The organism is Desulfonatronospira sp. MSAO_Bac3, from assembly GCF_003838035.1.
Lineage (GTDB): Bacteria > Desulfobacterota > Desulfovibrionia > Desulfovibrionales > Desulfonatronovibrionaceae > Desulfonatronospira > Desulfonatronospira thiodismutans.
Genome location: NZ_QYZY01000382.1, coordinates 1 through 21,348 on the forward strand (window position 1 = coordinate 1; position 21,348 = coordinate 21,348).

A 21,348-nucleotide genomic window follows, 5' to 3' on the forward strand; every position below is an offset into this window, starting at 1 on the left:
GTCCTGGGAGACCTCTCACGCACACGCACCTGCATGGGCAGCAGGTCTTCTTCATCCAGTTCATATCCATGGTTCACCTCCACCACGGAAAAAAGGCCGGTGGCCATAAGATCCCGGCGCAGACCCTCCATTTGCGGCGCTCTGAATTCATCTCCTGTTTCCCAGGGGACCCTTTCCAGGACCACTTCCTCCTGCACCCGTTCCAGGCCGACTATTTCCATGTCCCCGAAACCGGCCCGGGGACCGGGATCGAAGGCCAGATATACGATTGCGCTGTTATCTGCATGATCAATGACCACCTCCTGGACCCGGGTCCTGGGAAAAGGATGGCCCCGGGCCTTTAAATAGCTGTCCAGCTTTCGTGTGGACTCCTTGACCGTGGAAGACCGGATCCTTTCACCCTTGTACAGGCCGAGCACTTCAGGGTCGGGCACTTCCCCTTCCCAGTCGGAGTCCTTGGGAATGATCTCCACATCTTCAATGAGAAATTCCGGGCCCTGGTTGACCTCAAACACTACACGCACAGGGGTCTCATCTTCATGGATGGTGTAGGTGATGTCCGGGGCGTAATATCCAAAGGACCGAAGAGCTCCGACAAACTCCGGGATGTCGTCCCTGACTCTTCTTTTTAACTGAGAAACGCTCACCAGCGGCCGTTCTTTAAGGGCGACGGTATCCGATACCTGGTTTAGTATCTGGCGCATGCGCGAATCAATGTCCCCGCGGAACTCGGTCTCATATGAGGTCGCTGCCGGGTCCTGCTCCTGCTGGTCCGCGGAGGCATAGCCCTGCAGGCCGTACAGAAGCAAAGCCAGAAAAAAAAGGATGGAGATCTTGGTTGTCATGGGGGGATAATATTCAAGAACACTTGCCGGGGCAAGGACTTGTCGACCTGAACCCAAAAATATTGGTGACTGTTTTCACTTACTGCTCAACAGAATCGCCCGGAAGGTCCATGTCCATCCAGGACACAACCGGGCTATCCGATATAATTGGGTATATTATTGAACAGGTCAGTGGTGAAGGTGACCATCTTTTCCATTATCCAGGGAAAGGAAAACAGAAGAGCCAGAAATATGGCAATAATTTTGGGGACAATGGTCAGGGTCATTTCCTGGATCTGGGTGGCGGCCTGCAGGATGCTTATGGTTATGCCCACTATCATGCCGATGCCCAGCATGGGCAGGGAAATCATCAAAGTGGTCTCGATGGCGTGCCTGGCAAAACCTACTACAAACTCGGGTGTCATAATGCTGACTCCATGTCGGGTTAGAAATTCTTTTTTGTTTATAACTCTGGACGATCAGATACTATCGCGTAACACTCTTAATTTGCCGCACTTTTCAATATCTCAAATGTCCATATATACTTAAGACACATCCACTTGAAATCATGCAGTTTTTTATATAGCTCAGATAACTGTTCACCAAGATAATGATCCATACCACTCAACCCCCGAATCCCCTGATCCCACAATTCCCCAATCCTGAATTCCTCAATCCCCCAATCCCATAATAAGCCGTCAGACGAAGCTGTTGACCAGCGACCCCACCAGCAGGTTCCAGCCGTCCACCATGATGAACAGCAAGACCTTGAAAGGCATGGAAATCATCACCGGGGGCAGCATCATCATGCCCATGGACAGAAGAATACTGGCCACCACCATATCCAGGATCAAAAAGGGTATATATATGAGAAATCCGATCTGAAAAGCCGTCTTGAGCTCACTGATCATAAACGCCGGAATAAGCAGCATGGTGGGCACATCTTCTCGGCTTTCGGGCCTTTCCATCCCGGTGATGGAGTAAAATACGGAAAGGTCACGTTCCCGGGTATGCTTGAACATGAACTCCCGCATGGGACCCTCCGCCCTGGACAGGGCCTCTTCATGGCCGATTTCTTCGTTGAGATAGGGCTGCAGGGCAGTCTGGTTTATTTCCGACCCGATGGGAGCCATGATGGCCACGGTGAGAAATATGGCCAGGGCCGCCAGCACCTGGTTTGGAGGCATCTGCTGGGTGCCTATGGCGTGCCTGATAAAGGAAAATACGATGATAATGCGGGTGAAGCAGGTGATGGTCAAAACTATGGCCGGGGCCACAGACAGGATGGTAAGCAGGAAAAGTATTTCCAGGGCGACAGCAATGTTGTCCGGCTGAGCCTCTTCTCCGGAAAGCTGCAGCGACAGGGAAGGCAGTACTGGGTCCTGGGCCTGCGCCAGTACAGGCCACAAGACAAAGGCCAGGCTAAGTACTGTCCAGGTCAGAGCTTTTCTGATTAAGCACCTTGGAAAAATCTTGTTCTTGTTCATGGTCCGCATCCATTTCTTTTAACAGATTGATCTGGGTGTCGGTGACCCCCAGTACCAGGTATTTATTCAAGAAACGGACCACAACGATATTTTTCCTGGGACCCAGGCTCATTACGGCCTTGGTCTGTAGATATTCCGACCCTGACCTGCCTAATCCGGCCTTATGGCCGTATTTTTTCAGCAGGTAATACAAAAGAAAAATCAGGGCGAGAATAAGAAACAGGGCTGCAGCCATTTTAATCCCGGCCAGGCCCATGTCCATGGAATTTCCAACTGCGTTATCCAAGCTGCTTGATCCTTTCAACAGGGCTTATGATGTCTGTAAGCCTGATTCCGAACTTTTCATTGATGACCACGGCCTCCCCCCTGGCTACCAGCTTCCCGTTTACCAGCACCTCCATGGGCTCGCCGGCAAGCTTGTTCAGCTCTATCACCGAGCCCTGGCCAAGCTGGAGAAGCTCGTTTATGAGAAGCTGGGTGCCGCCTAACTGGGCAGTCACCGTCAAAGGAATGTCCAGGATGAAATCCAGGTCTCTCTTGGTGCCTTCGGGCTTCTTTTTGGCATCCTCTGTCAAGTCTTTGAACTGGGCCTCCTTGCTCTGAGAGGACAGGGACTTCTGCTTCTGCTCATCCTTGAAGCTTTCCTCTTCTTCAGAAGCCAGGGCTTTGGCCCATTCATCCGCCAGATCGTCCTGGGACATTTCAGAGGACTCATCCTCCTGCTGCTGAGCGGTTTCCTTTTCCTGGTCAGCGGAAGGTTCATCCTCCTGCTCTTCCAGGGCCTTGGCCCATTCTTCGGCCAGTTTATCCTGATCGTTTTCTTCCTTGTTGTTGGGGCTCATAATCAATCCTTGATTCTAAAAGTTGGTCTCCTCTTCCTGGACCACCTGAAACGCCTTGTTGCCCTTGGTGAATCCCGGAACTCCGTGGAATTTTAAAACACCCTGCACGTAAGCCTTGAGCAGATCCTCCTGGTCGGTGTCCAGCATGAGAATATCCCCTGCCTCCATGTTCAGAAGCTGCCTTCCGGTGATCTGAGTTTTGCCCATGGTTACATTAAAGTCCACGGGGATTTCCAGCAGTCTTTCCTTGAAACGGCTGAGCCAGGCATGATCCACTTCCAGACGCTCAGACTGGTATGAGGCATAAAGCTTGGAGCGTATGGGCTCTATGGTGGCGTAGGGCAGGCAGACCACCATGGAGCCTATGGCGTTTTCCAGTTCCACCTCAAAGGTCACCACCACGACCACGTCGCTTGGAGGTACTATGGTGGCGAACTGCGGATTGACCTCGGACCTGGTGAGCTCGATGTTTACCTCATGTACAGGGCGCCAGGCGTCTTCCAGGTTGGAAAGCAGCATCTTGGACACCTTGACCACGATGCTTTGCTCAATGGGAGTAAAGTCCCGGCCCTCTATCTTGGGCTGCGAGCCTGTCCCGCCGAAAAAATTTTCCACCAGGGCGAATACCAGCCTGGTGTCGATTATCATTAGAGCGTTGCCGCGCAAAGGATCTATCTTGAAAATATTAATGCTGGTGGGCACCGGCAGGGAGCGCATGAAGTCCCCGAACTTGGACATGTCTATGGATATGGGGTTGAAATCCACCCTTTTGCGCATGGCATTGGCCATGGTATTGGTAGCCAGCCTGGCAAAGCGGTCGTTGATGATTTCCAGGACCGGCATGCGGCCCCGGATTATGCGGTCCTGGTTGGACAGGTCAAAGGTTACTACCCCGGAGTCCTCTTCAGGCACATCGGTTTCAGTCTCGACTTCCCCGCCGGTGAGCCCCTGCAGCAGGGCATCCACTTCTCCCTGGTCAAGTATCTTGTTCATAAATAATCCACTGCCTCACTGCACCACAAACTCTGTAAAATAAACCTTATATACCTTGTTCTGCCCTATGACCTGGTTTATACGCTCCACGATCTCGTTTCGCAGGTGGATTTTCCTGTCCATGGTGCGCAGGTCCTCAAAAGTCTTGCTGGACAGCAAAAGAAGGATGGCATCCCTGACCTGGGGCCTCTGGTCCTCCAACTCATTGGCGGCGCTGCGATTCACCGCCTCCACCTCCAGGGTGGTCCGCAGGTATCTGCGCCCCAGGGGGTCCGCAAGATTGACCACGAAGGGTTCCAGCTCCACCATGACCGTATCCCTGGGCCTTTCGTCCCGCTCCGGGGCATCCGGGTCATCCGGATCACTGTCCCGCTGCTCCATGAAGTAGTTGTAGCCGAAAAAGCCGGCAGCGCCCAGCACCCCAAGGATGAGCAAAATAAGAATGAGCTTTAGCCACAGAGGGCGCTTTTTCTTTTCTTCCTTGCCGTCTACATTATTTGCTTTCTTTTTATCTGCCATAAGATTTTCCGTTTAATTTAGTATAATCTGTATATTTTTTCAGAAGTTGTAAAGAAGCAGAAAAATTTTTACCTCTGGACTTTTTACGGATGCCCGCCTGCGTGCTCCCCTGCATGGCAACCCGGATCACATATATGTATCCGGGGTCTTTTTCAGCAGAATCTCCACCCGCCGGTTGCGCGCCCTGCCCTCTTCGGTCTCGTTGTCACCCACCGGGAAGTGCTCGCCGTAGGCAGACACAGAAAGCCTGTGCTGCTCCACATCATTTATGAGCAGATACTCCATGACAGCCATGGCCCTTTCTGCTGCAAACTCGTAGTTATCCATGTGGATTCCCGGGATATTGTCCGTATACCCGGCCACGTTCACCGGGGCCGGCCAGGCCTTGACTAAGGGGATGACCTGGTCCAGAATCTGTCTGGCCTGGGGCTGCAGACGGGTCTCGGCAAACGGAAACAAAAGCTCCCCGGTCATCATCAGGGCTATTCCTTCCGGACGCATCAAAATCTCCAGGTTTTCCTCCAGGGTACTTTTACTGATCTCCGGAGGAAGCTCTTCCTCAGGAAAAAGAAGGTCCTTGATGCGGTCCTCTTTCTCCAGAATCTCCCATGGATTCTCCAGCACATCCTCGATAATGACGAATTCATCCGGAAGCCGACCGGCCGTCTTGGGAGTCAGAAAACCTGTATCCTGCTGAAATACCGTCACGATTTCCTGTATATACTCCCGGTCTAAGGAGGCCATGCTCAGGACCAGGACAAAAAAAGTCAGCATGACGGTCACCAGGTCTGAAAAGGTGAACATCCAGATGGGCTTGGGTGCGCCGCCCTTTTTGGATTTTTCTCTGGCCAACCTTATCCCTCGGACACTTTAAATTTAAAGATCAAAAATAAAATCACGGTACTCCACCTGGTCAGGATCATCAGGCACCCTGCGCCCGGCTTCCTCAGCCTCCAGGTGCCTCCAGGAAGGATTGCGCCTGTCCAGGACGATTTCCACTCTGCGGTTCTGCCGCCGGTTGGCCTCGGTACGGGTGCCGTACCTGGGCTGAAACTCGCCGAATGCCTCCAGACGGACCATTTCAGGGTCCACCCCCTGCTCCATGATGTAGCGGTAGACATTCAGGGCCCGGTCCAGGGACAGACGCCATGTAGGATTTATAATGACGTCATCCTTCAGGGCCTGCCATCCGGCTCCAAACTCGTCCCGTACCAGGGATGTATGACCGGCAAGCAGCACAGGATATTCCAGATCCTTGAGTACCGGCACCACCTTGTCCAGAACCTCTATGCCCTCACTGGAAAGCTCAGTTTCGCCGGGTTCATAAAGAAGCTCTGTATTGATGGAAAAGATCTGCACAAATCTTTTTTCCAGAAAATTAAGGTCCTTTCGCTTGTCATCCCACAAAAGGGGCATCAACTGCTTCAAATCCCCGACGTCTTCATCGAATGGCCCGGGCTCCAAAGCTCCCTCGATCTCCATAAGATCCAGGACATCCACTTTGCCGGGGCCCATTCCCTTGCCGAATGTACCCTGGATGGCCCCCATGACCATTTCGATCTTGCGCCGGTCCTCAAACGAAGCATAGGTAATGAGCAGAACAAAGACAGTAAGAAGAAGAAGCATCAAAGACAGAAATGGAAGCAGCCAGGGTTCCACATCATCATCTTCTTCTTTTTTTTTCCTGTTGGAACGCGGCATATCTTTAATCCGAACTGCGCCTTATTTTTGGCGGCAGGTAACTGTTGAACTTTTCTTCTATAATCCTTGGGTTTTCACCTTTGGATATACACAGGATGCCTTCAAGCATCATTTCCTTGACAAGTATTTCTTCCTTGCTCCTGGTCTTTAATTTGCCGGACATGGGGACAAACAGGACGTTGGCCAGAATTACGCCGTAAAATGTCGTAATCAAAGCAATGGCCATGGCCGGACCGATGGCAGCCGGGTCGTCCAGGTCCTGCAGCATGAGCACCAGTCCGATAATTGTCCCGATCATGCCCATGGCCGGGGCAAAGGCCCCCATGGCCCCCAGGATGTCCGCGCCGGTCTGATGCCTGTCCTCAATATGTGATATCTCGGTCTCCATGATCTCCTGGATGGTCTGGGGTTCCATTCCATCCACAGTGAGCTGCAGTCCTTTCTTGAGATAAGGGTCGTCAACTTCCTTGATCACCGGCTCCAGGGAGAGGATCCCTTCCCTGCGGGCCTTGTTGGCGTATTGTATGAACTGCTCGGTTATAGACGCAGGGTCTTCGACTTTTTTCATGAAAGCGTGCTTTATCACACCCACCAGTCCCAGCACATGTCCCAGGGGATAGTTGACCATGGTTGCACCTATGGTCCCCCCCAGTACTATAAGAGCCGCCGGAAAATTGATAAAAACAGCCGGACTTCCGCCCAGGGTGATGGCTGTAATGAACAGGCCGAACGCGATGACTATGCCGAGTACAGTGGAAATATCCATGAGGACCCTGTTATTATTGTCGTTTTAGCCCTTTTCCGGGTGAAATAAATACTGCCATATTCTTTGGCCCAGATCTGGTTGAACCTGGTAAACAAAAAAAGATACAGGTGATTAAAGTTCTCCTGCAAGGTTTATCGGCCCAGGGCCGTATTTTGTTTAATGTTTATCCCGCGTAAGCATTGAAGGTGCACCCGGGCCTTGGCCCCATAAGCAGGCTGCCTACCCGCACCAGGGTGGCCCCCTCTTCCACCGCCTGGACAAAATCCTGGGACATGCCCATGGACAGATGGGGAAGCCTTCTGCCTGTTTCCTGCTCCAGAGTGTCCCGCATCTTTCTCAGTCCTGTAAAATAGGGCCTGGATTCTTCAGGGTCATCCGCCAGGGGGGGCATGAGCATAAGCCCCTGCAGGTCCAGGTGATCCATCTGTTTTGTCTCCCGGATAAGTTCCGGCACTTTGTCCGGAACTACGCCTGCCTTTTGAACTTCTCCGGCCAGGTTGACCTGGATGAGCACCGGCTGGACAATCCCCAGTTCTGCAGCCTTTTTATGCAAGGCACGCGCCAGTTTTACGGAATCCAGGGAGTGAAACAGGAAAAACCGTCCTGGGATGAACCTGGCCTTGTTGCTCTGAAGACTACCTATAAGATGCCATTTTATTTCCAGATTTTCAAGGGCTTTGATCTTTTCCATTCCTTCCTGGACATAGTTCTCCCCGAAATGCACCTGCCCGGCTGCCGCCAGGGCCCGGATCCTGTCCAGGGGCTGTTTTTTGGAAACAGCCACAAGACTCACCTTCCTTTCCGGGTCTGCACTTTTTTTCAAGGCAGCCTCAATTTTTTTCCTGACTCTGTCCAGGTTGTCTGCCATTTGCTGCTTTGTTTGATCCTCAGGTAAATCCCGGCTCAACATATTTCCTTCTCCTGCTCAAAAGTAAACTCAGCCGGCTCTGTGTCATCCTGTCCCGGAGCCCCCAGCCTGGCGAAGATCAGGTATCCGGTATGCGCAACCATGCGGTCCTCGGGCCTTAAGCGCTCAGGCACCGGCTTGTATCTCCTGACCAGGATTTCCAGCACCTCCACTGAGCTGAAGGGGCCATCCTGCATGGCTGACAGAAGGGTGCTGACCTGATTCACCGTAGGCAGCAGAAAACCCACCGGAGCACCGGGAATCAAGGCCCCGGGGATATGCTCCAGGTACTCCCAGGGGGTGCGCACGTCCAGAAAAAGAGCATCAGCCTTTTCAATGCCGAATCCCTGCTCGATATCGCCGTCTGCGATCTGTACCCTTGACTCCAGTCCTATTTTTTCCAGGTTTTCCCTGCACAGGGAGGCAAACTCCTGCCTTCGCTCAAAAGAATAAACCCGCCCGGCGTCCCCGACAAACCAGGCCAGGGCCGTAGTCAAAGCCCCGGATCCGCACCCGGCCTCTATAACCCTGCATCCTGGGCCGATGCCCAACTTGATGATAATATATCCGATATCCTTGGGATATATTATCTGGGTACGGCGCTTGACCGATTTGATCAGATCGTACAGGGTGGGCTTGAGCACGGTATATGCCCTGCCTAAGTGCGTATGCACCACAGCCCCGTATCCCTGGTGCACGACATTTTGCATTTGAAGCTGGCCGTCATTGGTGTTAAGGACATCTTCTGTCTGCAACACGCGAAAGTAACGCTTGCCCTTGGGGCTGACCAGCATTACCAGTTGTCCTGGTTCAATCATTAATTATCCTCCGGGTTGACTTGGATCAGCGATTATTGAAATATTCTTTTGCAGGCTTTAAACCAGAATTCTCGGGCGGCACATGTTTTCTGGCAAAATATAACAGGCTTGAGCAAACAGGGATCCATCCTCTGTAATGATTCACCAGGGGAATGCTTTTGCCGGGACCAGAATCAGGATCGAACCAGAACCCATTATCCATTAATCCCTCAATCCACAGAATCCATTATGCCCTGTTTTATATATGATCTCAAGACTGCAGATTCGGGCCGAACATCCACAGGAGACCTGATCTCACATGGCTGATTACCTGTTTGGACCGGTCATGTCATCCAGGCTGGGCAGGTCCCTGGGCATTGACCTGCTGGGGGACAGGATATGCTCATTCGACTGCCTGTACTGCGAATCAGGCCCAACCACGCAAAAAACCATGGTCAGGCGGGAGTATGCAGATTCCGGGATAATCCTGGCCGAACTGGAAAAGTGGCTGAATGACAACCAGGGGGATAAGCCGGATCATATAACCCTGGGGGGAGAGGGCGAACCCTGCCTGAATCTGCAGCTGGGCAAAATCATCCGGGACATAAAAAAAATCGAGCCGGACATTCCCCTGGCAGTCCTGACCAATTCCTCACTTCTGGGGGACCCTCAGGTACGAAAGGAACTAAGGAATGCAGAAGTTGTTTTACCCTCTCTGGACACATTGGTCCAGGAGGAGTTTATACGCCTCAACCGGCCCTGTGCCGGCCTGGACATCCAGGAAATCGCCAGGGGCCTCGAAACTTTCTGCAATAAATTTTCAGGAAGGGTCCTGCTGGAGATCCTTCTGGTCCCGGGAATAAACGATTCCCGGGAAAACATGGAAAAAATCACCGCTTTTTTAAAGGACCTGGACCATGAACGGGTGGACCTGACGGTAATGAGCAGGCCCGGCGCACACATGCAGCTCAAAACACCTGATCATGAGACCCTGCACAGATGGCAAAGAGCCCTGCACACCCCTTTGACAGGGGCGGAAACGGGCACAGGGCCCGGCACCAGGGGCAGAGCTGCAAGCGTTTCCACCATAATGGATTCCATCCGCCGCCGGCCACAGACCCTGGAACAGCTCTGCAGCGCACTGGGGATCACCCCGGAAGAAACCTCTGCCATGCTTGACCAGCTGATCCAGGAACAAAAAGTCCGTGCCCTGGGGCACAGGAAAGAAAAATTTTACACTTTAAAGGAATTTTAAATGAGCAACGCCCAGAAAAGAAAAAGAAAGATGTTTTTAAGCGTTCTGCCCGGGGAGCAGATCGAACTGGTCCTGGCCCTGGACGGGGTGATCCAGGAATACTACGTGGAGATGCTGGGGCAGATCAAGACCAAGGGCAATATCTACAAGGGTAAGATTCACAATATTGACCAGGCCCTGCAGGCTGCGTTCATCAACTACGGAACAGGCAAGAACGGCTTTTTGCAGGTGGACGAGGTTCACCCCGAATACTACCAGGCGGAAGTAAAGCCGGGCAAAGGCCACAAGTACCCTCCCCTGCAGAAAGTCTTAAAGCCCGGACAGGAACTTCTGGTCCAGGTGGTCAAGGAGCCCACCGGCAACAAGGGCGCTTTTCTAACCACATATCTTTCCCTGCCCGGGCGCTATTTCGTGCTGACCCCTGGCCGCGAACAGCTGGGCATCTCCAGAAAAATCGAGGACGAAAAGGAGCGCGAAAGGCTCAAAGGCATAGTTCAGGAACTCAAGCTTGACGAAGGTCTGGGGGTCATAGTCCGCACCGTCAGCGAGGGGCAGAACAAGACATCTTTGTCCAGGGATCTGCAGTTTTTAAAGCGCCTGTGGAAGGAAGTACGCAAAAAAGGGGTGGCCGAAAAAACCCCTGCCCTTATTTACGAGGAAAAAGACCTGGCCTTCAGGGCCGCCCGGGATTACCTTACAGAGGATGTATCCGAGATCTGGGTGGACAATGAAGAGGTGGCCCAGCAGGTTCAGGAGTTTGTAAACCTGATATTTCCCAGGCGTAAAAAAATGGTCCGCATCCACAGCGACCCTGAAAAGACCCTGATGGAACGCTTCAACCTGGAAAAGCAGATCAGCCAGATATTTTCCAGGGAGGTGGAGCTGCCCAGCGGAGGACGCCTGGTTTTCGACCAGACGGAAGCCCTCATGGCCGTGGACATCAATTCCGGAAAGATAGGCGGAGAAAAGGATTTCCGGGAAATGGCCTTCAAGACCAATCTGGAAGCCGCTGAAAACATCCCCAGGCAGCTCATGCTGCGTGACGTGGGCGGCCAGATTGTCATAGACTTCATCGAAATGCGCGACAAAAAACACATAAGCCAGGTGGAGAAGGCTCTGCGTGCGGCTCTCAAGTCGGACAAGGCCCGTACTGATGTAAGCCGCATTTCCAGATTCGGCCTGATCCAGCTGGTACGCCAGAGACTGGGTATTTCCGCCTTGTCCGTAATCATGGAAAGCTGCAGACACTGCCAGGGTACGGGAACCATCCGCAACCTGGAGTGGCAGGCCCTGCAGGCCCAGAAGGAAATCTACCGCCTGCTGCGCAGAAAAAGCTGCCCCTCCCCCCTGGAATTTCCGGTGGACCAGGATCTGGCGGTTTATCTCTTGAACCACAAACGGGACAAACTGGTGCACATGGAGCAGCAGTTCGACAACCAGGTCCTGATTACACCCAGGGAGGGCTGAAGGCTTGGCCTCCAGGGTACTTCTGCACATCTGCTGCGGTCCGTGTTCGGTGTTTCCGGTGACTTCACTTCTGGAGCAGGGCCATGAGGTAATGGGATTTTTTTACAATCCAAACATCCAGCCCCTGCAGGAATACCTTTTGAGACGGGAGGCCGCAGAGCAGGCTGCCGGCGAGCTTGGCATCAGGATGATTTTTCAGGATCAGGACGTGGATCCCCGGGTCTTTCTGCGCCAGGTGGCCTTTCGCGAAGACAGAAGATGCTTTCTTTGCCATCAGATGCGCCTGGAACGTACACTCTCAGCAGCCCGCAGGGGCGGCTTCGATTTTTTCTCCACAACCCTTATGTTCAGCAGAATGCAGCCTTTTGAACAGATCCAGGCCCTGGGCAAGACCCTGGAGACTGAAAAATGCCGATTTCTGGACCAGGATTTTCGCACAGGCTGGAAACAGGGAACAGAAAAATCCCGGGCCATGGGACTTTATCGCCAGAATTACTGCGGCTGCATCTACAGCGAGTTTGAAAGATTCAAGAGCAGCCTGCCACAAAATGAACAGTAGTTTTTCACCGCTACTGCAAACCCCTTTGTACGGCTTATGCTGCTCTATATTCACGTTCCTTTCTGCCGCACAAAATGCGCCTACTGCGCTTTTGCCTCCCAGGAGTATATCCAGGAGCCCGCCGCTGTCTACCTGCGCCTTGTGCAGCAGGAGCTTGAGGTACGCAGCAGACAGATACAGCACAGAAAAGTAAGCAGCATATACATAGGCGGCGGCACCCCCACTGTACTCCCCGTTGCATCCCTGGCCCGGATTGTGGACGCTGTATACAAAAACTTTGACCCCGTACCTGGATGCGAATTCACCCTGGAGGCCAACCCGGAGAACATCCTGGATATGGATGACCTGCAGGTCTTTTCCTCCATGGGTATAAACAGGATCAGCCTGGGGATGCAGAGCCTGGATGACCAGCTCCTGGGCACTCTGGAACGGGGGCACGATTCCAGGCAGGCCATAAAAGCCGCCCGCATGATCCGCCAGGCAGGCTTCGCCGTACTGAGCCTGGATTTCATCTGGGGGATTCCCGGGCAGACCCTCAAGGGCTGGCTGGGTGAACTGGCTCATGCAGTTCATCTTGCACCGGACCATTTATCCTGCTACGGCCTGGGCCTTGAGCCGGGCACCAGGCTCACGGCCCGGATCCGGGCCGGGGAACTGGAAATGCCGGAGGAACGTGCCCAGGCCAGAATGTATATGCACGGTGCCGAATACCTGGAGTCCTGCGGTTTTTTGCAGTATGAAATATCCAATTTTGCCCCTATGGGATACAGCTGCAAGCACAACCTGGGATACTGGGCAGGAGAGCCCTTTCTGGGAGCAGGCCCTTCAGCTGTATCTACAATAGACGGCACCAGGTGGCAAAACCCCCCGGCAATCCGCGACTACCAGGCCCTGGGGGGAAAAAAATTCAGTGACCTTGAATTTGAAAGACTCTCTTACACCCGTAAAGTCAATGAACTGGTCATGCTTTCCCTGCGGACCTCTAAGGGGCTCAATCTACATGATTACAAAAAACTCACAGGCCAGAGCTTCAGCCGCAGGTACGCCGGGGTAATCAAGGCCCTGCATCAGAACAACCTGATACGCATGGCCCATGGCTATCTGCGCCTCACCAGAAACGGCATGCTGGTCAGCGACAGCATCCTGGAAAAATTCATGGAGTAGCACTACAATAAAACTTTTTTTTCAACCATTAACAATTAACTGATAACTTTTAACTCGCAAGATGAACAGCACAAACAAGATAATCACAGCCCCCGACTTTGCAGAAAAAAGACACAGCCTTTTGCGTCAAAAAATTGTATTCACCAACGGCTGTTTTGACCTCCTGCATGCCGGTCACGTGGACTACTTAGAAAAAGCGCGCTCCCTGGGGGATCTGCTGGTGGTGGGTGTAAACAGCGACTCATCAGTAAAGCGCATCAAGCCGGGTCTTGACCGACCGGTGAATACCGAAACCGACCGGGCCAGGGTCCTGGCCGGCCTGGGCTGCGTGGATCAGGTAATTATCTTCGGGGAGGACACTCCGTACAGTCTCATAGAAAAGGTACGCCCGAACATCCTGGTCAAGGGAGGGGACTGGCCAGTGGAAAAAATCGTCGGCCGGGACATTGTCCAGGGCCTCGGCGGGGAGGTGCTGAGCATCCCCTTTATCCGGGACTGCTCCACCACCGGTATCCTGGAAAGAATCAAACGCGGCTTCTGACAGAGCGGCTACTTTTTCTTCCCTGCCTGTTTCTTTTTGCTGCCGCCCTGGGTGGTCTTGCGGGTCTGAGCGCTTTCCTGAGCCTGGCTGCCGGGGCCTGATTCATCCAGGTGCAAAAGAGCCTGCATCTGCTGAAAACTCTGCTGCAGGGTGAATTTCTCCTCGATGTCCTGGCGCAGAAAATCATTGATGGGCCTTACCAGCCGCACTGCCTGATCTATCTCCTGGTTGCTGCCCTTGACGTAGGCCCCGATATTGATCATATCCTCCACCTTTTCGTAGGCTGCCAGAAGGCGGATGACCTTTTGCCCGGCTTTGACCACGTCCTCCGGGGTCACGTCTTTTCTGAGCCTGCTGACGCTTTTTAAGACATCAATGGCCGGAAAATGGCCCTGGTCAGCCAGTTCCCGGGTGAGCACGATATGCCCGTCCAGGATTGAACGTACCGCGTCGGCCACGGGCTCGTTAAAGTCGTCTCCTTCCACCAGTACGGTATAGATGCCGGTGATGCTGCCTTTACCGCTCTTGCCTGTTCGTTCCAGGAGCTTGGGCAGATGGGAAAATACCGTTGGAGTATATCCTCTGGTGGTGGGAGGTTCGCCAGCGGCCAGGCCCACTTCGCGCGCAGCCATGGCAAACCTGGTCACGGAATCCATCATGAGCAGGACGTCCTTGCCCTGGTCCCGGAAATACTCAGCCATGGCCGTAGCTGCATAGGCCGCCCGCATCCTGATGAGCGGCCCCTGATCCGAGGTGGCCACCACCAGTACGGACCTGGCCATACCTTCGGGTCCCAGGTCCTTGTCTATAAATTCCAGTACTTCCCTGCCACGTTCTCCAACCAGGGCGATGACGTTTACATCGGCTTCCGTGTACCTGGCCATCATGCCCATGGCCGTACTCTTGCCCACGCCGGAACCGGCCATGATCCCCACGCGCTGGCCCTTGCCCAGGGTGAGCAGTGAATTGATGGACTTGATGCCCACGTCCAGGGGCTCGTCTATCCTTGGTCTTTGCATGGGGTTTAAGGGGGCAGCGTAAAGAGGGTAGTATTTCTGGGGTATGATTGAGCCGTCGTCCTCAAGGGGGGTGCCGAAGGCATCCACCGCCTTACCCAGGTACTTGCTGCCCACGGGGAACAAAGGCGGCATGGAAGAATTGCGGATCAGGCTGCCTGGTTTAATGCCGCGCATATCCCCGTAAGGCATAAAAAGTACTGCCCCGTCTCTAAACCCCACAACCTCGGCATTGATGGCGCTGTCCTCGTGAGCCTCGTCGGGCAGAAGCTGGCATATGGCCCCCAGGGGGGCCTTGAGTCCACGGCCTTCCACCACCAGACCCACCACCTTGGTTACCTTGCCGTAGGTCATCACCGGGTTCATATCCCGGACCAGATCCAGGCACGCCCCGGCATCCAGGCTCATGAGCCGTCCTCTTTCAAGGAAATCTTGTCCACCACTTCCCTGACCTTGCTGTACCTGCTGTCCAGGGTGTTATCCACCATGCCCTGACCGCTTTCCAGCACCAGGCCGCCCTTTTGGATCTTTCTGGAGGCTCTGACTTTGCATTTGCCAAGTTCTGGATGCTCATCGCCGGCCTTTGCCAGCAGGTTCTTTATCAGTTCCTGGTCATTTTCATGGACTTTAATGGTCAGCTCCCTGGACTGTTCCATCTGCTCCAGGGCTTCACGCAGAAGAGACTCCATCACCCGGGCATAGTCATCATCGATCTTCTGACCCACTACCTTTTCCAGGCCTGCCTGCATGACCATGACCAGGTTTTCCCGGTGCCTTTCGCATATATCCTTTTTTTCCTTGTGCATCTGGCTTAAAAATTTCTCAAACTTCTGGGCCAGGTCCTTTTTCTGCTTTTCTATTTCTGCTTTGGCATTTTTCAGGCCTTCTTCATACCCTTGTTTCACCGAGTCCTCGCGCATCTGACTGGCTTCCTGCATGGCCTGGTTCAATATTTCCGAAGCCTTTTCCCTGGCCTTTTCCTTGACCCGCCCCAGAAACTCCTGCTCCTGGTCAGGAGTAATGGTCCTGGCGGCACTTTCAGCCTCCCGGTCCATCTCCTCCAGGCCCCTGCTCTGCAGGCCGAAAATAACCCGGCCCATCCTGGCTTTGCCGGTATTATCAGACAAGGACATCCCCTCCTCCTTTGCCGGCTATAACTATGCGGCCCTCAGCCTCCAGTCGGCGCACGGACTTGACAATATTCTGCTGGGCCGCCTCCACGTCGGAAAGCTTGGCCGGCCCCATGATTTCCAGGTCCTCCTGGATCATGCCCGCGGCCCTCTCGGAAAGATTGGAAAGAAACTTGCTCTTTAGTTCTTCTGAAGAAGTCTTGAGGGCCATGGTCAGGTCTTCGTTGCTGATTTCCTTTAAAAGCTCGCGCACCGCCCTGTCGTCCAGCGCCTGGATATCCTCGAACACAAACATGAGCTGGCGGATATCTTCGGCCATCTGCGAGGATTCTTCCTCGATATCCGAAAGGACCTCCTCCTCCACGCTTCTTTCCACAGAGTTGAGTATCTCGGCCACTGCCTGAACCCCGCCCACCTTGCGGCCTTCTTTGGCTCCTATGGCTATAAGCTGGTTCTGCAGCACCTTGTCCACCTCCATGAGCATGTCCTCGGGAACAGCCTCCAGCCTGGCCAGACGCATGAGCACTTCGGTGCGTATCCCGTGGGGCAGGTTCTGCAAAAGTTCAGCGGCGTTTTCCGAAGGCAGATGCCCCGTAATAAGCGCCAGGGTCTGGGGGTGTTCGTTGCGCAGAATCTGGGACAGAATCTTGGGACTGACATTTATCAGTTCCCGGAAAGGAGCCGGTCCGGTGTCAAGCTCCAGGGCGTCCATGACGTACTTGGCTGTGTCCGAATCCAGAAGCTTGGTAAGCATTCGCTTGACATGATCAGGTCCTCCCATGAGCATTTCCTTGCCCGCAACCAGGGTCTGGTTGAATTCCTTCAGGACCTCCTCGGCCTTTTCCTTGGGCACGGACTCCATCTCCAGCATGGCTTTGGACACGCTGGTGATCTCATTCTTGTCCAGGCGCTTGAAGACTTCGGCCGTAAAACTGTCTCCAAGGGCCAGGAGCAGGATGGCTGTCTTCTGGACACCGCTCAACTTTTCCGGAGGCACTTATACCCTCTCCTCTTTAAGCCATTTCTTAACTACTGCAAAGGCCTGGTCAAAGTTCTCCTCGGCCAGCTGGGAGGCAAAGACCTTGATGCCTTCCACACGCTTCTGGTCCTGCATGCCTTCCACTTCCTCCTCGCTCATGCCGGGAGCAAGGGCTTCTCTCTCGCCGCCCTCGGGCAGACCCTCGGCTTCCTCTCCCTCTTCTTCGGCAACCTTGGGCTTCAATATGGTCATGATAATGGGCCTTACCACAAGAAGGAGGAAAAGTAAAACCAGCAGGGCGTTGAGCAGGGGCTTGCCAAAGGTCTGGAAATACTGGGCCAGGTTGTCCATAAGGGTAGGTTCCGGCTCTACTTCGGGGGCGCCGAAATCAACACTGCTGACCTCTATGGAATCTCCGCGTTCCTGATCAAAGCCCACCGCCCTTTCCACCAGCTGCTGAATCCTCTGCATCTCCTCGTCAGCCAGGGGCTCGTAAACCATTTCCCCGGCATCGTCAGTAACATGCTGCCCGTCTACCAGTACAGCTACACTCAACCGGTCCACGCTGCCCACTGAGGCCACTATATTGTGCTCTTCACGGCTGATCTCAAAATTCGTGGTCCTGTCGGACCTGGAGGTCTCCTGAGTGGTGGCCGGCCCTTCAAATCCCTGCTGAAAATCCGGCTCAGGCACGCCTTCCTCCATAAAGGTCCCGCCACTGCTTTCCTCAGTGGATCTCTGTTCACTGCGGACAACGCTTCCGTCAGGATCAAAAATTTCCTGCCTGGTTGTGCGCCTGTCGAAATCCAGGTCCGCATTCACTTTGGCTATAACCCTGCCCGGACCTGCAAAAGGCGTCAGCATATGTTCGATACGCCGTTCCAGGTCCCTTTGAAAATTGAGCTGGTATTCCAGCTGAGTGCTGCTCATACCGTCCAGGAGATCTTTCTGGGGCTCGTAGAGTACCCTGCCGCTGGTGTCTGATATGGTCACCCTGTCGCTGTCCATTCCTTCGACACCGGTGACCACCAGGTTGACAATGCTCTGGATCTGGCTGGACTCCAGCCTCTGCCCGGACCTGAGCTGAAGGACTATGGAGGCCGAAGGCGGAGTCTCTTCTTCAATAAAGAGACTGCGTTCAGGCATAACCAGGTGCACCCTGGCGTGTTCCACCTCGGAGAATTCTGATATGGTCCGGGCCAGCTCACCCTGCAGGGCCCGCTGATAATTGACGTTCTGCACAAAGTCAGTCTGGCCTATGCCTGTATCGTCAAAAAGCTCGAAACCCATACCTTCCCCGCGCAGGACACCTTCCCCGGAAATGGCCAGACGCATCTTGTGCACCTGGTCTGCGGGAACAAGAATGGTAGTGCCGTCATCCTCGAGCTGGTAGCGCACGTTCTCACTTTCCAGGATCTCCACCACCCTGGAGGCATCCTCGGGATACAGATCCGAGGACAAAACCCGGTAATCCGGCCTGGTGATGAAAAACATCAGAAAGGCAAAAGCAGCAATGACCGAAAGGCCGAGCCCGGCCACCAGAATGCGCTGGGGCACCGAGCTGCTGGACCACAGACTGGTAACTTTTTCCTGCAGATCTTGAATGAACGGGGGCATGCTGGAATCCTTTATCTGGTTCAGGGTTCAGGTTTGGTGATCTTAATCGAAAACAACAGGCAAAATTCTAAAAAGGCATCTGCATCAATTCCCTGTAGCTCTCCATGACCTTGTTTCGAACAGCGGAAGTCATCTGCATGGCTACACCGGCCTTTTCCAGGCTGATCATCAGTTCATGCACATTCTGGGTTTTTCCGGAAGCAAAGGCCTCTATCATCTCTTTTTTATCGGTCTGGAGGTTATTTACCTCCCCAAGAGAAGACTGGAGCGTGTCCGCAAAATCATTGTATGCCTTGTTGCTGCCTGAAGCAGCTTTCCCTCCGGCCATGTTCTGGCCGGTCTGCATAGCATCGGTGTAGGCCTTCAGGGCCATGGGTGAAACTGACATGTTTCTCTCCTTGCTTTCAGCCTTTTATCCGGGCGGCAGGCACAGTTTTTTTGGACCGGATTAACCCCGCCCGATTTCCAGGGCCTTGTTGAACATGTTCTTGGTGTTGGTCACAGCAGACACATTGGCCTCGTAGGTTCGCATGGCGGTCAACATATTGGCCATTTCTTCAACTACATTGATATCCGGGGTCTTGACGTAGCCCTCCTGGTCTGCATCCGGGTGGGCCGGATCGTAAACCATCTTAAAGGGGCGCTGGTCCGTCATCACCTTCTGGGCCTTGACCCCGCGAAGCTCCCTTTCCAGCTCGGTCTGCATGGCATGGCCGAAAGGCGTTTCCAGTGGAGTGGACCTGAACAGCACGCTTTTACGCTCATAAGGTCCGCCTTCAGGGGTGCGCGTGGTATTGGCATTGGCCAGGTTCATGGAAATGACGTTAAGATGGGTGCGCTCTGCACTGAGGGCCGATGCGCCTATATCCAGAGATTTCATGAAACTCATTATTGTCCTCCTTCCCTGATTACAGTTTTAAGTCCCTGAAAATTTTTCTGCTGCACCATGCTAAGGGCATTGTACATCAAGGTATTCTGGGACATGATGGACATTTCCTTGTCCAGGTCCACGGCGTCTTCCCCCTGGTAAACCCTGGGCTCCATGCTTTTTATAAACTGAGCATTAAACCCCTGGGGATCAAAAGCGCCTGATACATGCCCGGGATCGGTCCTGGCCATCTTGCCCCTGGCGTCAAGGTTCAGGGCTGATTGCAGCTGCTCTTCAAACTCTACTCTCCTGGCCTGGTACCCCGGTGTTTTGACATTGGCCAGGTTGGAAGAGACAACATTTTGACGCTCAAGGCGCATGTCCAGCACCCTGGAAGTCAGTTGGATGTGATCGCCGAATAAAGCTTTCATCTGTTGTTCTCCTTTAAAATATTTCTACTGCTGTTTCTGGTTTAATGTTTCAAACAATCAACCTTAGCTCCTGTATTAGCAACTCCTGTTCCATAATACCGGCTGACCTCCTGCCTGTTCACCAGCCGGGCCTTTCGCGGCCTTTTCCCGGCTGCGAGTTAAAAGTTATCAGTTAATTGTTAATTGTTATCTGCTCCAGGACCTGGCAACAAAATCCTTCTCAGGGAATACAGGCATACATTTTGCTTCAAAAGAATCATTCAGAAAATTTTGACCAACAACCACGGAGGAATGTCATGGACAACAGTCTGGATTACCAAATCAACAAGGAGCTGGGTGAAAGCTACCTGTTCATGGGAGAACTGGATAAAGCAGAAGAGCACTATAAAAAGGCGGCGGGTTCCAACGGCGTGCACGCCGAGCCCTATCTCGGCCTGGCCACCATAGCGGTTCAGAAGGGAGAACTGCAGAAGGCCCACTCCCTGTACTCCAAAGCCAGCAGCGTGGAAGCCAGCGACAAGGCCCTTGCAGGCCTGGCCCTGGTAGAAGCTGAAATAGGCTCACTGGAAAAGGCCTTTGAACTCCTGCAACAGGCCCTGACCCTCAAGCCCTCCAACCTAGTGGCCCTGCTGGCCATGGTGCAGGTCGGCCATGGGCTGCAGAGGCTGCAGGAAGTGCTGCCCTATCTGGAAGCTTATCTGGAAGTTGAGCCTGAAAATAATGACGTCAGGTTTGCCCTGGCCGGCTGCCTCAAGACCCTGGGCCATGCCAGTGAGGCGCAAGAGCATGCGCGCAGGATCCTGGAGCAGGACCCCGAAAACACCGCGGCCGGTGAACTCCTGGCAAATGTTGCCTGATTTTTTTTGCAGGCGCAGATGACAGCTGTCTAAGATAAGCAACTGTTCAGACTGCAGCCTCTGGACAGTATTGCGGGCAGAGTATCTGCTCCGTAACCATTCAGGGGGCTCCCCGATGGTGATTACTTGCACCAGGCCCAGGGGACTGTCCCCCGCTATGTACTAACTGTGCAAGCTCACAAAACTTCGCGCATGTACTTTTTGTATTGTGCTGAAAAAGGTGTCGCGGGGACTGTCCCCGGGCCGATTGAGGCACTGAATGGTTGCTCAACTCCCGGCTTGAGCATTTTGACGAACAAAGACTCAACTCCAGGCTTGAGCAGAGTCAAGAGCACTGTGCCCACTCCCCTCCTTGGGCAAGGAGGGGCAGGGGTGGTTGTATGAAAACCACTTCCATATTTTGCCGGCACCTGACTACCCGGACCAAACGCTTCAGGCATAAGCTGCAAACCATTCTCCTTTTCCTCCCCAAGACCATCCAGGACCGGGTTTACTGGAAATCTTAAATCCGGTCCGCAATTGCCCTGCCGGATACTTGTCTTTTGCAAAACTTTTTGGCATTCTTTTCAAAAAAGGAGAGAAAAGCAAATGCAGTTATTGCCTGTAAAAAGAGCGCTTGTTAGTGTTA

The 21,348-nt window shown here is 53.5% G+C and carries 26 protein-coding genes; 7 read left to right on the top strand and 19 right to left on the bottom strand.

Annotation, left to right across the window (positions count from 1 at the left end; translation table 11 throughout):
- From D5S03_RS13295 to D5S03_RS13350, 12 genes are all read right to left on the bottom strand, one after another.
- The coding region (locus D5S03_RS13295; protein WP_287044415.1) for an autotransporter assembly complex protein TamA at positions 1-845 on the bottom strand (845 nt) is incomplete at its 3' end.
- Positions 846-979: 134 nt separating this feature from the next.
- Positions 980-1,249 (bottom strand): flagellar biosynthesis protein FliQ, encoded by a 270-nt coding sequence (gene fliQ, locus D5S03_RS13300; RefSeq protein WP_008871250.1) that lies wholly within the window; start codon positions 1,247-1,249, stop codon positions 980-982.
- Between the two features lie 273 nt (positions 1,250-1,522).
- Entirely contained in the window at positions 1,523-2,311 is a 789-nt protein-coding gene (gene fliP / locus D5S03_RS13305) for a flagellar type III secretion system pore protein FliP (RefSeq protein WP_085928978.1), read from the bottom strand.
- On the bottom strand, positions 2,247-2,597 hold the full coding sequence (gene fliO, locus D5S03_RS13310; RefSeq protein WP_050775221.1) for a flagellar biosynthetic protein FliO: 351 nt from the start codon (positions 2,595-2,597) through the stop codon (positions 2,247-2,249). Before fliO ends, fliP begins: the two co-directional genes overlap by 65 nt.
- A complete protein-coding gene (gene fliN / locus D5S03_RS13315) occupies positions 2,590-3,153 on the bottom strand; it encodes a flagellar motor switch protein FliN (protein WP_008871253.1) in 564 nt (187 codons plus the stop codon). The genes fliO and fliN overlap by 8 nt, the downstream gene beginning before the upstream one ends.
- A gap of 15 nt (positions 3,154-3,168) precedes the next feature.
- The gene (gene fliM, locus D5S03_RS13320) at positions 3,169-4,146 is read right to left on the bottom strand and encodes a flagellar motor switch protein FliM (protein WP_008871254.1); all 978 of its coding nucleotides are present in this window, start codon (positions 4,144-4,146) and stop codon (positions 3,169-3,171) included.
- 15 nt (positions 4,147-4,161) lie between these two features.
- Complete coding sequence (locus tag D5S03_RS13325) at positions 4,162-4,665, bottom strand: flagellar basal body-associated FliL family protein (RefSeq protein ID WP_287044419.1); 504 nt, start codon at positions 4,663-4,665, stop codon at positions 4,162-4,164.
- 126 nt (positions 4,666-4,791) lie between these two features.
- Positions 4,792-5,517, bottom strand: a complete 726-nt coding sequence (locus D5S03_RS13330) for an OmpA/MotB family protein (protein ID WP_287044420.1) — start codon at positions 5,515-5,517, stop codon at positions 4,792-4,794.
- 24 nt (positions 5,518-5,541) lie between these two features.
- Positions 5,542-6,366 (bottom strand): OmpA/MotB family protein, encoded by an 825-nt coding sequence (locus D5S03_RS13335; protein ID WP_287044421.1) that lies wholly within the window; start codon positions 6,364-6,366, stop codon positions 5,542-5,544.
- Between the two features lie 4 nt (positions 6,367-6,370).
- Positions 6,371-7,132 carry a motility protein A gene (locus D5S03_RS13340; RefSeq protein WP_287044422.1) on the bottom strand — a complete coding sequence of 254 codons (762 nt, stop codon included), beginning with the start codon at positions 7,130-7,132 and terminating at the stop codon, positions 6,371-6,373.
- Between the two features lie 163 nt (positions 7,133-7,295).
- A complete protein-coding gene (locus D5S03_RS13345) occupies positions 7,296-8,000 on the bottom strand; it encodes a YggS family pyridoxal phosphate-dependent enzyme (protein ID WP_287044423.1) in 705 nt (234 codons plus the stop codon).
- Positions 8,001-8,035: 35 nt separating this feature from the next.
- Complete coding sequence (locus D5S03_RS13350; RefSeq protein ID WP_287044424.1) at positions 8,036-8,857, bottom strand: tRNA (adenine-N1)-methyltransferase; 822 nt, start codon at positions 8,855-8,857, stop codon at positions 8,036-8,038.
- A gap of 298 nt (positions 8,858-9,155) precedes the next feature.
- On the opposite strand from D5S03_RS13350, the gene D5S03_RS13355 reads away from it, so the two are divergent.
- The 5 genes from D5S03_RS13355 (at position 9,156) to rfaE2 (ending at position 13,822) form a co-directional block, all read left to right on the top strand.
- The gene (locus tag D5S03_RS13355; protein ID WP_287044426.1) at positions 9,156-10,091 is read left to right on the top strand and encodes a radical SAM protein; all 936 of its coding nucleotides are present in this window, start codon (positions 9,156-9,158) and stop codon (positions 10,089-10,091) included.
- Positions 10,092-11,558: an Rne/Rng family ribonuclease gene (locus D5S03_RS13360; protein WP_008871263.1), complete on the top strand. Its 1,467-nt coding sequence runs from the start codon at positions 10,092-10,094 to the stop codon at positions 11,556-11,558.
- 4 nt (positions 11,559-11,562) lie between these two features.
- Positions 11,563-12,117 (top strand): epoxyqueuosine reductase QueH, encoded by a 555-nt coding sequence (locus tag D5S03_RS13365; RefSeq protein ID WP_287044427.1) that lies wholly within the window; start codon positions 11,563-11,565, stop codon positions 12,115-12,117.
- Positions 12,118-12,153: 36 nt separating this feature from the next.
- Entirely contained in the window at positions 12,154-13,281 is a 1,128-nt protein-coding gene (hemW, locus tag D5S03_RS13370; protein ID WP_287044428.1) for a radical SAM family heme chaperone HemW, read from the top strand.
- Between the two features lie 61 nt (positions 13,282-13,342).
- Complete coding sequence (rfaE2, locus tag D5S03_RS13375) at positions 13,343-13,822, top strand: D-glycero-beta-D-manno-heptose 1-phosphate adenylyltransferase (RefSeq protein WP_008871266.1); 480 nt, start codon at positions 13,343-13,345, stop codon at positions 13,820-13,822.
- A gap of 8 nt (positions 13,823-13,830) precedes the next feature.
- Here the strand turns inward: rfaE2 and D5S03_RS13380 are convergent, their stop codons facing one another.
- The 7 genes from D5S03_RS13380 to flgB form a co-directional block, all read right to left on the bottom strand.
- Complete coding sequence (locus D5S03_RS13380; RefSeq protein WP_008871267.1) at positions 13,831-15,246, bottom strand: FliI/YscN family ATPase; 1,416 nt, start codon at positions 15,244-15,246, stop codon at positions 13,831-13,833.
- A complete protein-coding gene (locus D5S03_RS13385) occupies positions 15,243-15,971 on the bottom strand; it encodes a FliH/SctL family protein (RefSeq protein ID WP_008871268.1) in 729 nt (242 codons plus the stop codon). Before D5S03_RS13385 ends, D5S03_RS13380 begins: the two co-directional genes overlap by 4 nt.
- Positions 15,958-16,965, bottom strand: coding sequence for a flagellar motor switch protein FliG (gene fliG / locus D5S03_RS13390; protein WP_008871269.1), 1,008 nt, complete (start codon positions 16,963-16,965; stop codon positions 15,958-15,960). The genes D5S03_RS13385 and fliG overlap by 14 nt, the downstream gene beginning before the upstream one ends.
- Complete coding sequence (fliF, locus tag D5S03_RS13395; protein ID WP_008871270.1) at positions 16,966-18,564, bottom strand: flagellar basal-body MS-ring/collar protein FliF; 1,599 nt, start codon at positions 18,562-18,564, stop codon at positions 16,966-16,968.
- 67 nt (positions 18,565-18,631) lie between these two features.
- Entirely contained in the window at positions 18,632-18,952 is a 321-nt protein-coding gene (gene fliE, locus D5S03_RS13400; RefSeq protein ID WP_008871271.1) for a flagellar hook-basal body complex protein FliE, read from the bottom strand.
- A gap of 60 nt (positions 18,953-19,012) precedes the next feature.
- Entirely contained in the window at positions 19,013-19,453 is a 441-nt protein-coding gene (gene flgC / locus D5S03_RS13405; protein ID WP_008871272.1) for a flagellar basal body rod protein FlgC, read from the bottom strand.
- Complete coding sequence (flgB, locus tag D5S03_RS13410) at positions 19,453-19,863, bottom strand: flagellar basal body rod protein FlgB (RefSeq protein WP_008871273.1); 411 nt, start codon at positions 19,861-19,863, stop codon at positions 19,453-19,455. Before flgB ends, flgC begins: the two co-directional genes overlap by 1 nt.
- A 296-nt stretch (positions 19,864-20,159) precedes the next feature.
- Here flgB and D5S03_RS13415 point away from each other — a divergent pair, with 296 nt between their 5' ends.
- Positions 20,160-20,720 (top strand): tetratricopeptide repeat protein, encoded by a 561-nt coding sequence (locus D5S03_RS13415; protein WP_008871274.1) that lies wholly within the window; start codon positions 20,160-20,162, stop codon positions 20,718-20,720.
- Positions 20,721-21,100: 380 nt separating this feature from the next.
- Positions 21,101-21,226 (top strand): hypothetical protein, encoded by a 126-nt coding sequence (locus D5S03_RS13420; RefSeq protein ID WP_279614630.1) that lies wholly within the window; start codon positions 21,101-21,103, stop codon positions 21,224-21,226.
- Positions 21,227-21,348: the final 122 nt, after the last annotated feature.

What these genes read in the sequence shown, in the direction of transcription:
- fliQ (WP_008871250.1), bottom strand. Translation starts at nt 1,249, where the DNA reads ATGACACCCGAGTTTGTAGTAGGTTTTGCCAGGCACGCCATCGAGACC.
- fliP (WP_085928978.1), bottom strand. Translation starts at nt 2,311, where the DNA reads ATGAACAAGAACAAGATTTTTCCAAGGTGCTTAATCAGAAAAGCTCTG.
- fliN (WP_008871253.1), bottom strand. Translation starts at nt 3,153, where the DNA reads ATGAGCCCCAACAACAAGGAAGAAAACGATCAGGATAAACTGGCCGAA.
- fliM (WP_008871254.1), bottom strand. Translation starts at nt 4,146, where the DNA reads ATGAACAAGATACTTGACCAGGGAGAAGTGGATGCCCTGCTGCAGGGG.
- D5S03_RS13325 (WP_287044419.1), bottom strand. Translation starts at nt 4,665, where the DNA reads ATGGCAGATAAAAAGAAAGCAAATAATGTAGACGGCAAGGAAGAAAAG.
- D5S03_RS13335 (WP_287044421.1), bottom strand. Translation starts at nt 6,366, where the DNA reads ATGCCGCGTTCCAACAGGAAAAAAAAAGAAGAAGATGATGATGTGGAA.
- D5S03_RS13340 (WP_287044422.1), bottom strand. Translation starts at nt 7,132, where the DNA reads ATGGATATTTCCACTGTACTCGGCATAGTCATCGCGTTCGGCCTGTTC.
- D5S03_RS13345 (WP_287044423.1), bottom strand. Translation starts at nt 8,000, where the DNA reads ATGGCAGACAACCTGGACAGAGTCAGGAAAAAAATTGAGGCTGCCTTG.
- D5S03_RS13350 (WP_287044424.1), bottom strand. Translation starts at nt 8,857, where the DNA reads ATGATTGAACCAGGACAACTGGTAATGCTGGTCAGCCCCAAGGGCAAG.
- D5S03_RS13355 (WP_287044426.1), top strand. Translation starts at nt 9,156, where the DNA reads ATGGCTGATTACCTGTTTGGACCGGTCATGTCATCCAGGCTGGGCAGG.
- D5S03_RS13360 (WP_008871263.1), top strand. Translation starts at nt 10,092, where the DNA reads ATGAGCAACGCCCAGAAAAGAAAAAGAAAGATGTTTTTAAGCGTTCTG.
- hemW (WP_287044428.1), top strand. Translation starts at nt 12,154, where the DNA reads ATGCTGCTCTATATTCACGTTCCTTTCTGCCGCACAAAATGCGCCTAC.
- rfaE2 (WP_008871266.1), top strand. Translation starts at nt 13,343, where the DNA reads ATGAACAGCACAAACAAGATAATCACAGCCCCCGACTTTGCAGAAAAA.
- D5S03_RS13380 (WP_008871267.1), bottom strand. Translation starts at nt 15,246, where the DNA reads ATGAGCCTGGATGCCGGGGCGTGCCTGGATCTGGTCCGGGATATGAAC.
- D5S03_RS13385 (WP_008871268.1), bottom strand. Translation starts at nt 15,971, where the DNA reads ATGTCCTTGTCTGATAATACCGGCAAAGCCAGGATGGGCCGGGTTATT.
- fliF (WP_008871270.1), bottom strand. Translation starts at nt 18,564, where the DNA reads ATGCCCCCGTTCATTCAAGATCTGCAGGAAAAAGTTACCAGTCTGTGG.
- fliE (WP_008871271.1), bottom strand. Translation starts at nt 18,952, where the DNA reads ATGTCAGTTTCACCCATGGCCCTGAAGGCCTACACCGATGCTATGCAG.
- flgC (WP_008871272.1), bottom strand. Translation starts at nt 19,453, where the DNA reads ATGAGTTTCATGAAATCTCTGGATATAGGCGCATCGGCCCTCAGTGCA.
- flgB (WP_008871273.1), bottom strand. Translation starts at nt 19,863, where the DNA reads ATGAAAGCTTTATTCGGCGATCACATCCAACTGACTTCCAGGGTGCTG.
- D5S03_RS13415 (WP_008871274.1), top strand. Translation starts at nt 20,160, where the DNA reads ATGGACAACAGTCTGGATTACCAAATCAACAAGGAGCTGGGTGAAAGC.
- D5S03_RS13420 (WP_279614630.1), top strand. Translation starts at nt 21,101, where the DNA reads ATGAAAACCACTTCCATATTTTGCCGGCACCTGACTACCCGGACCAAA.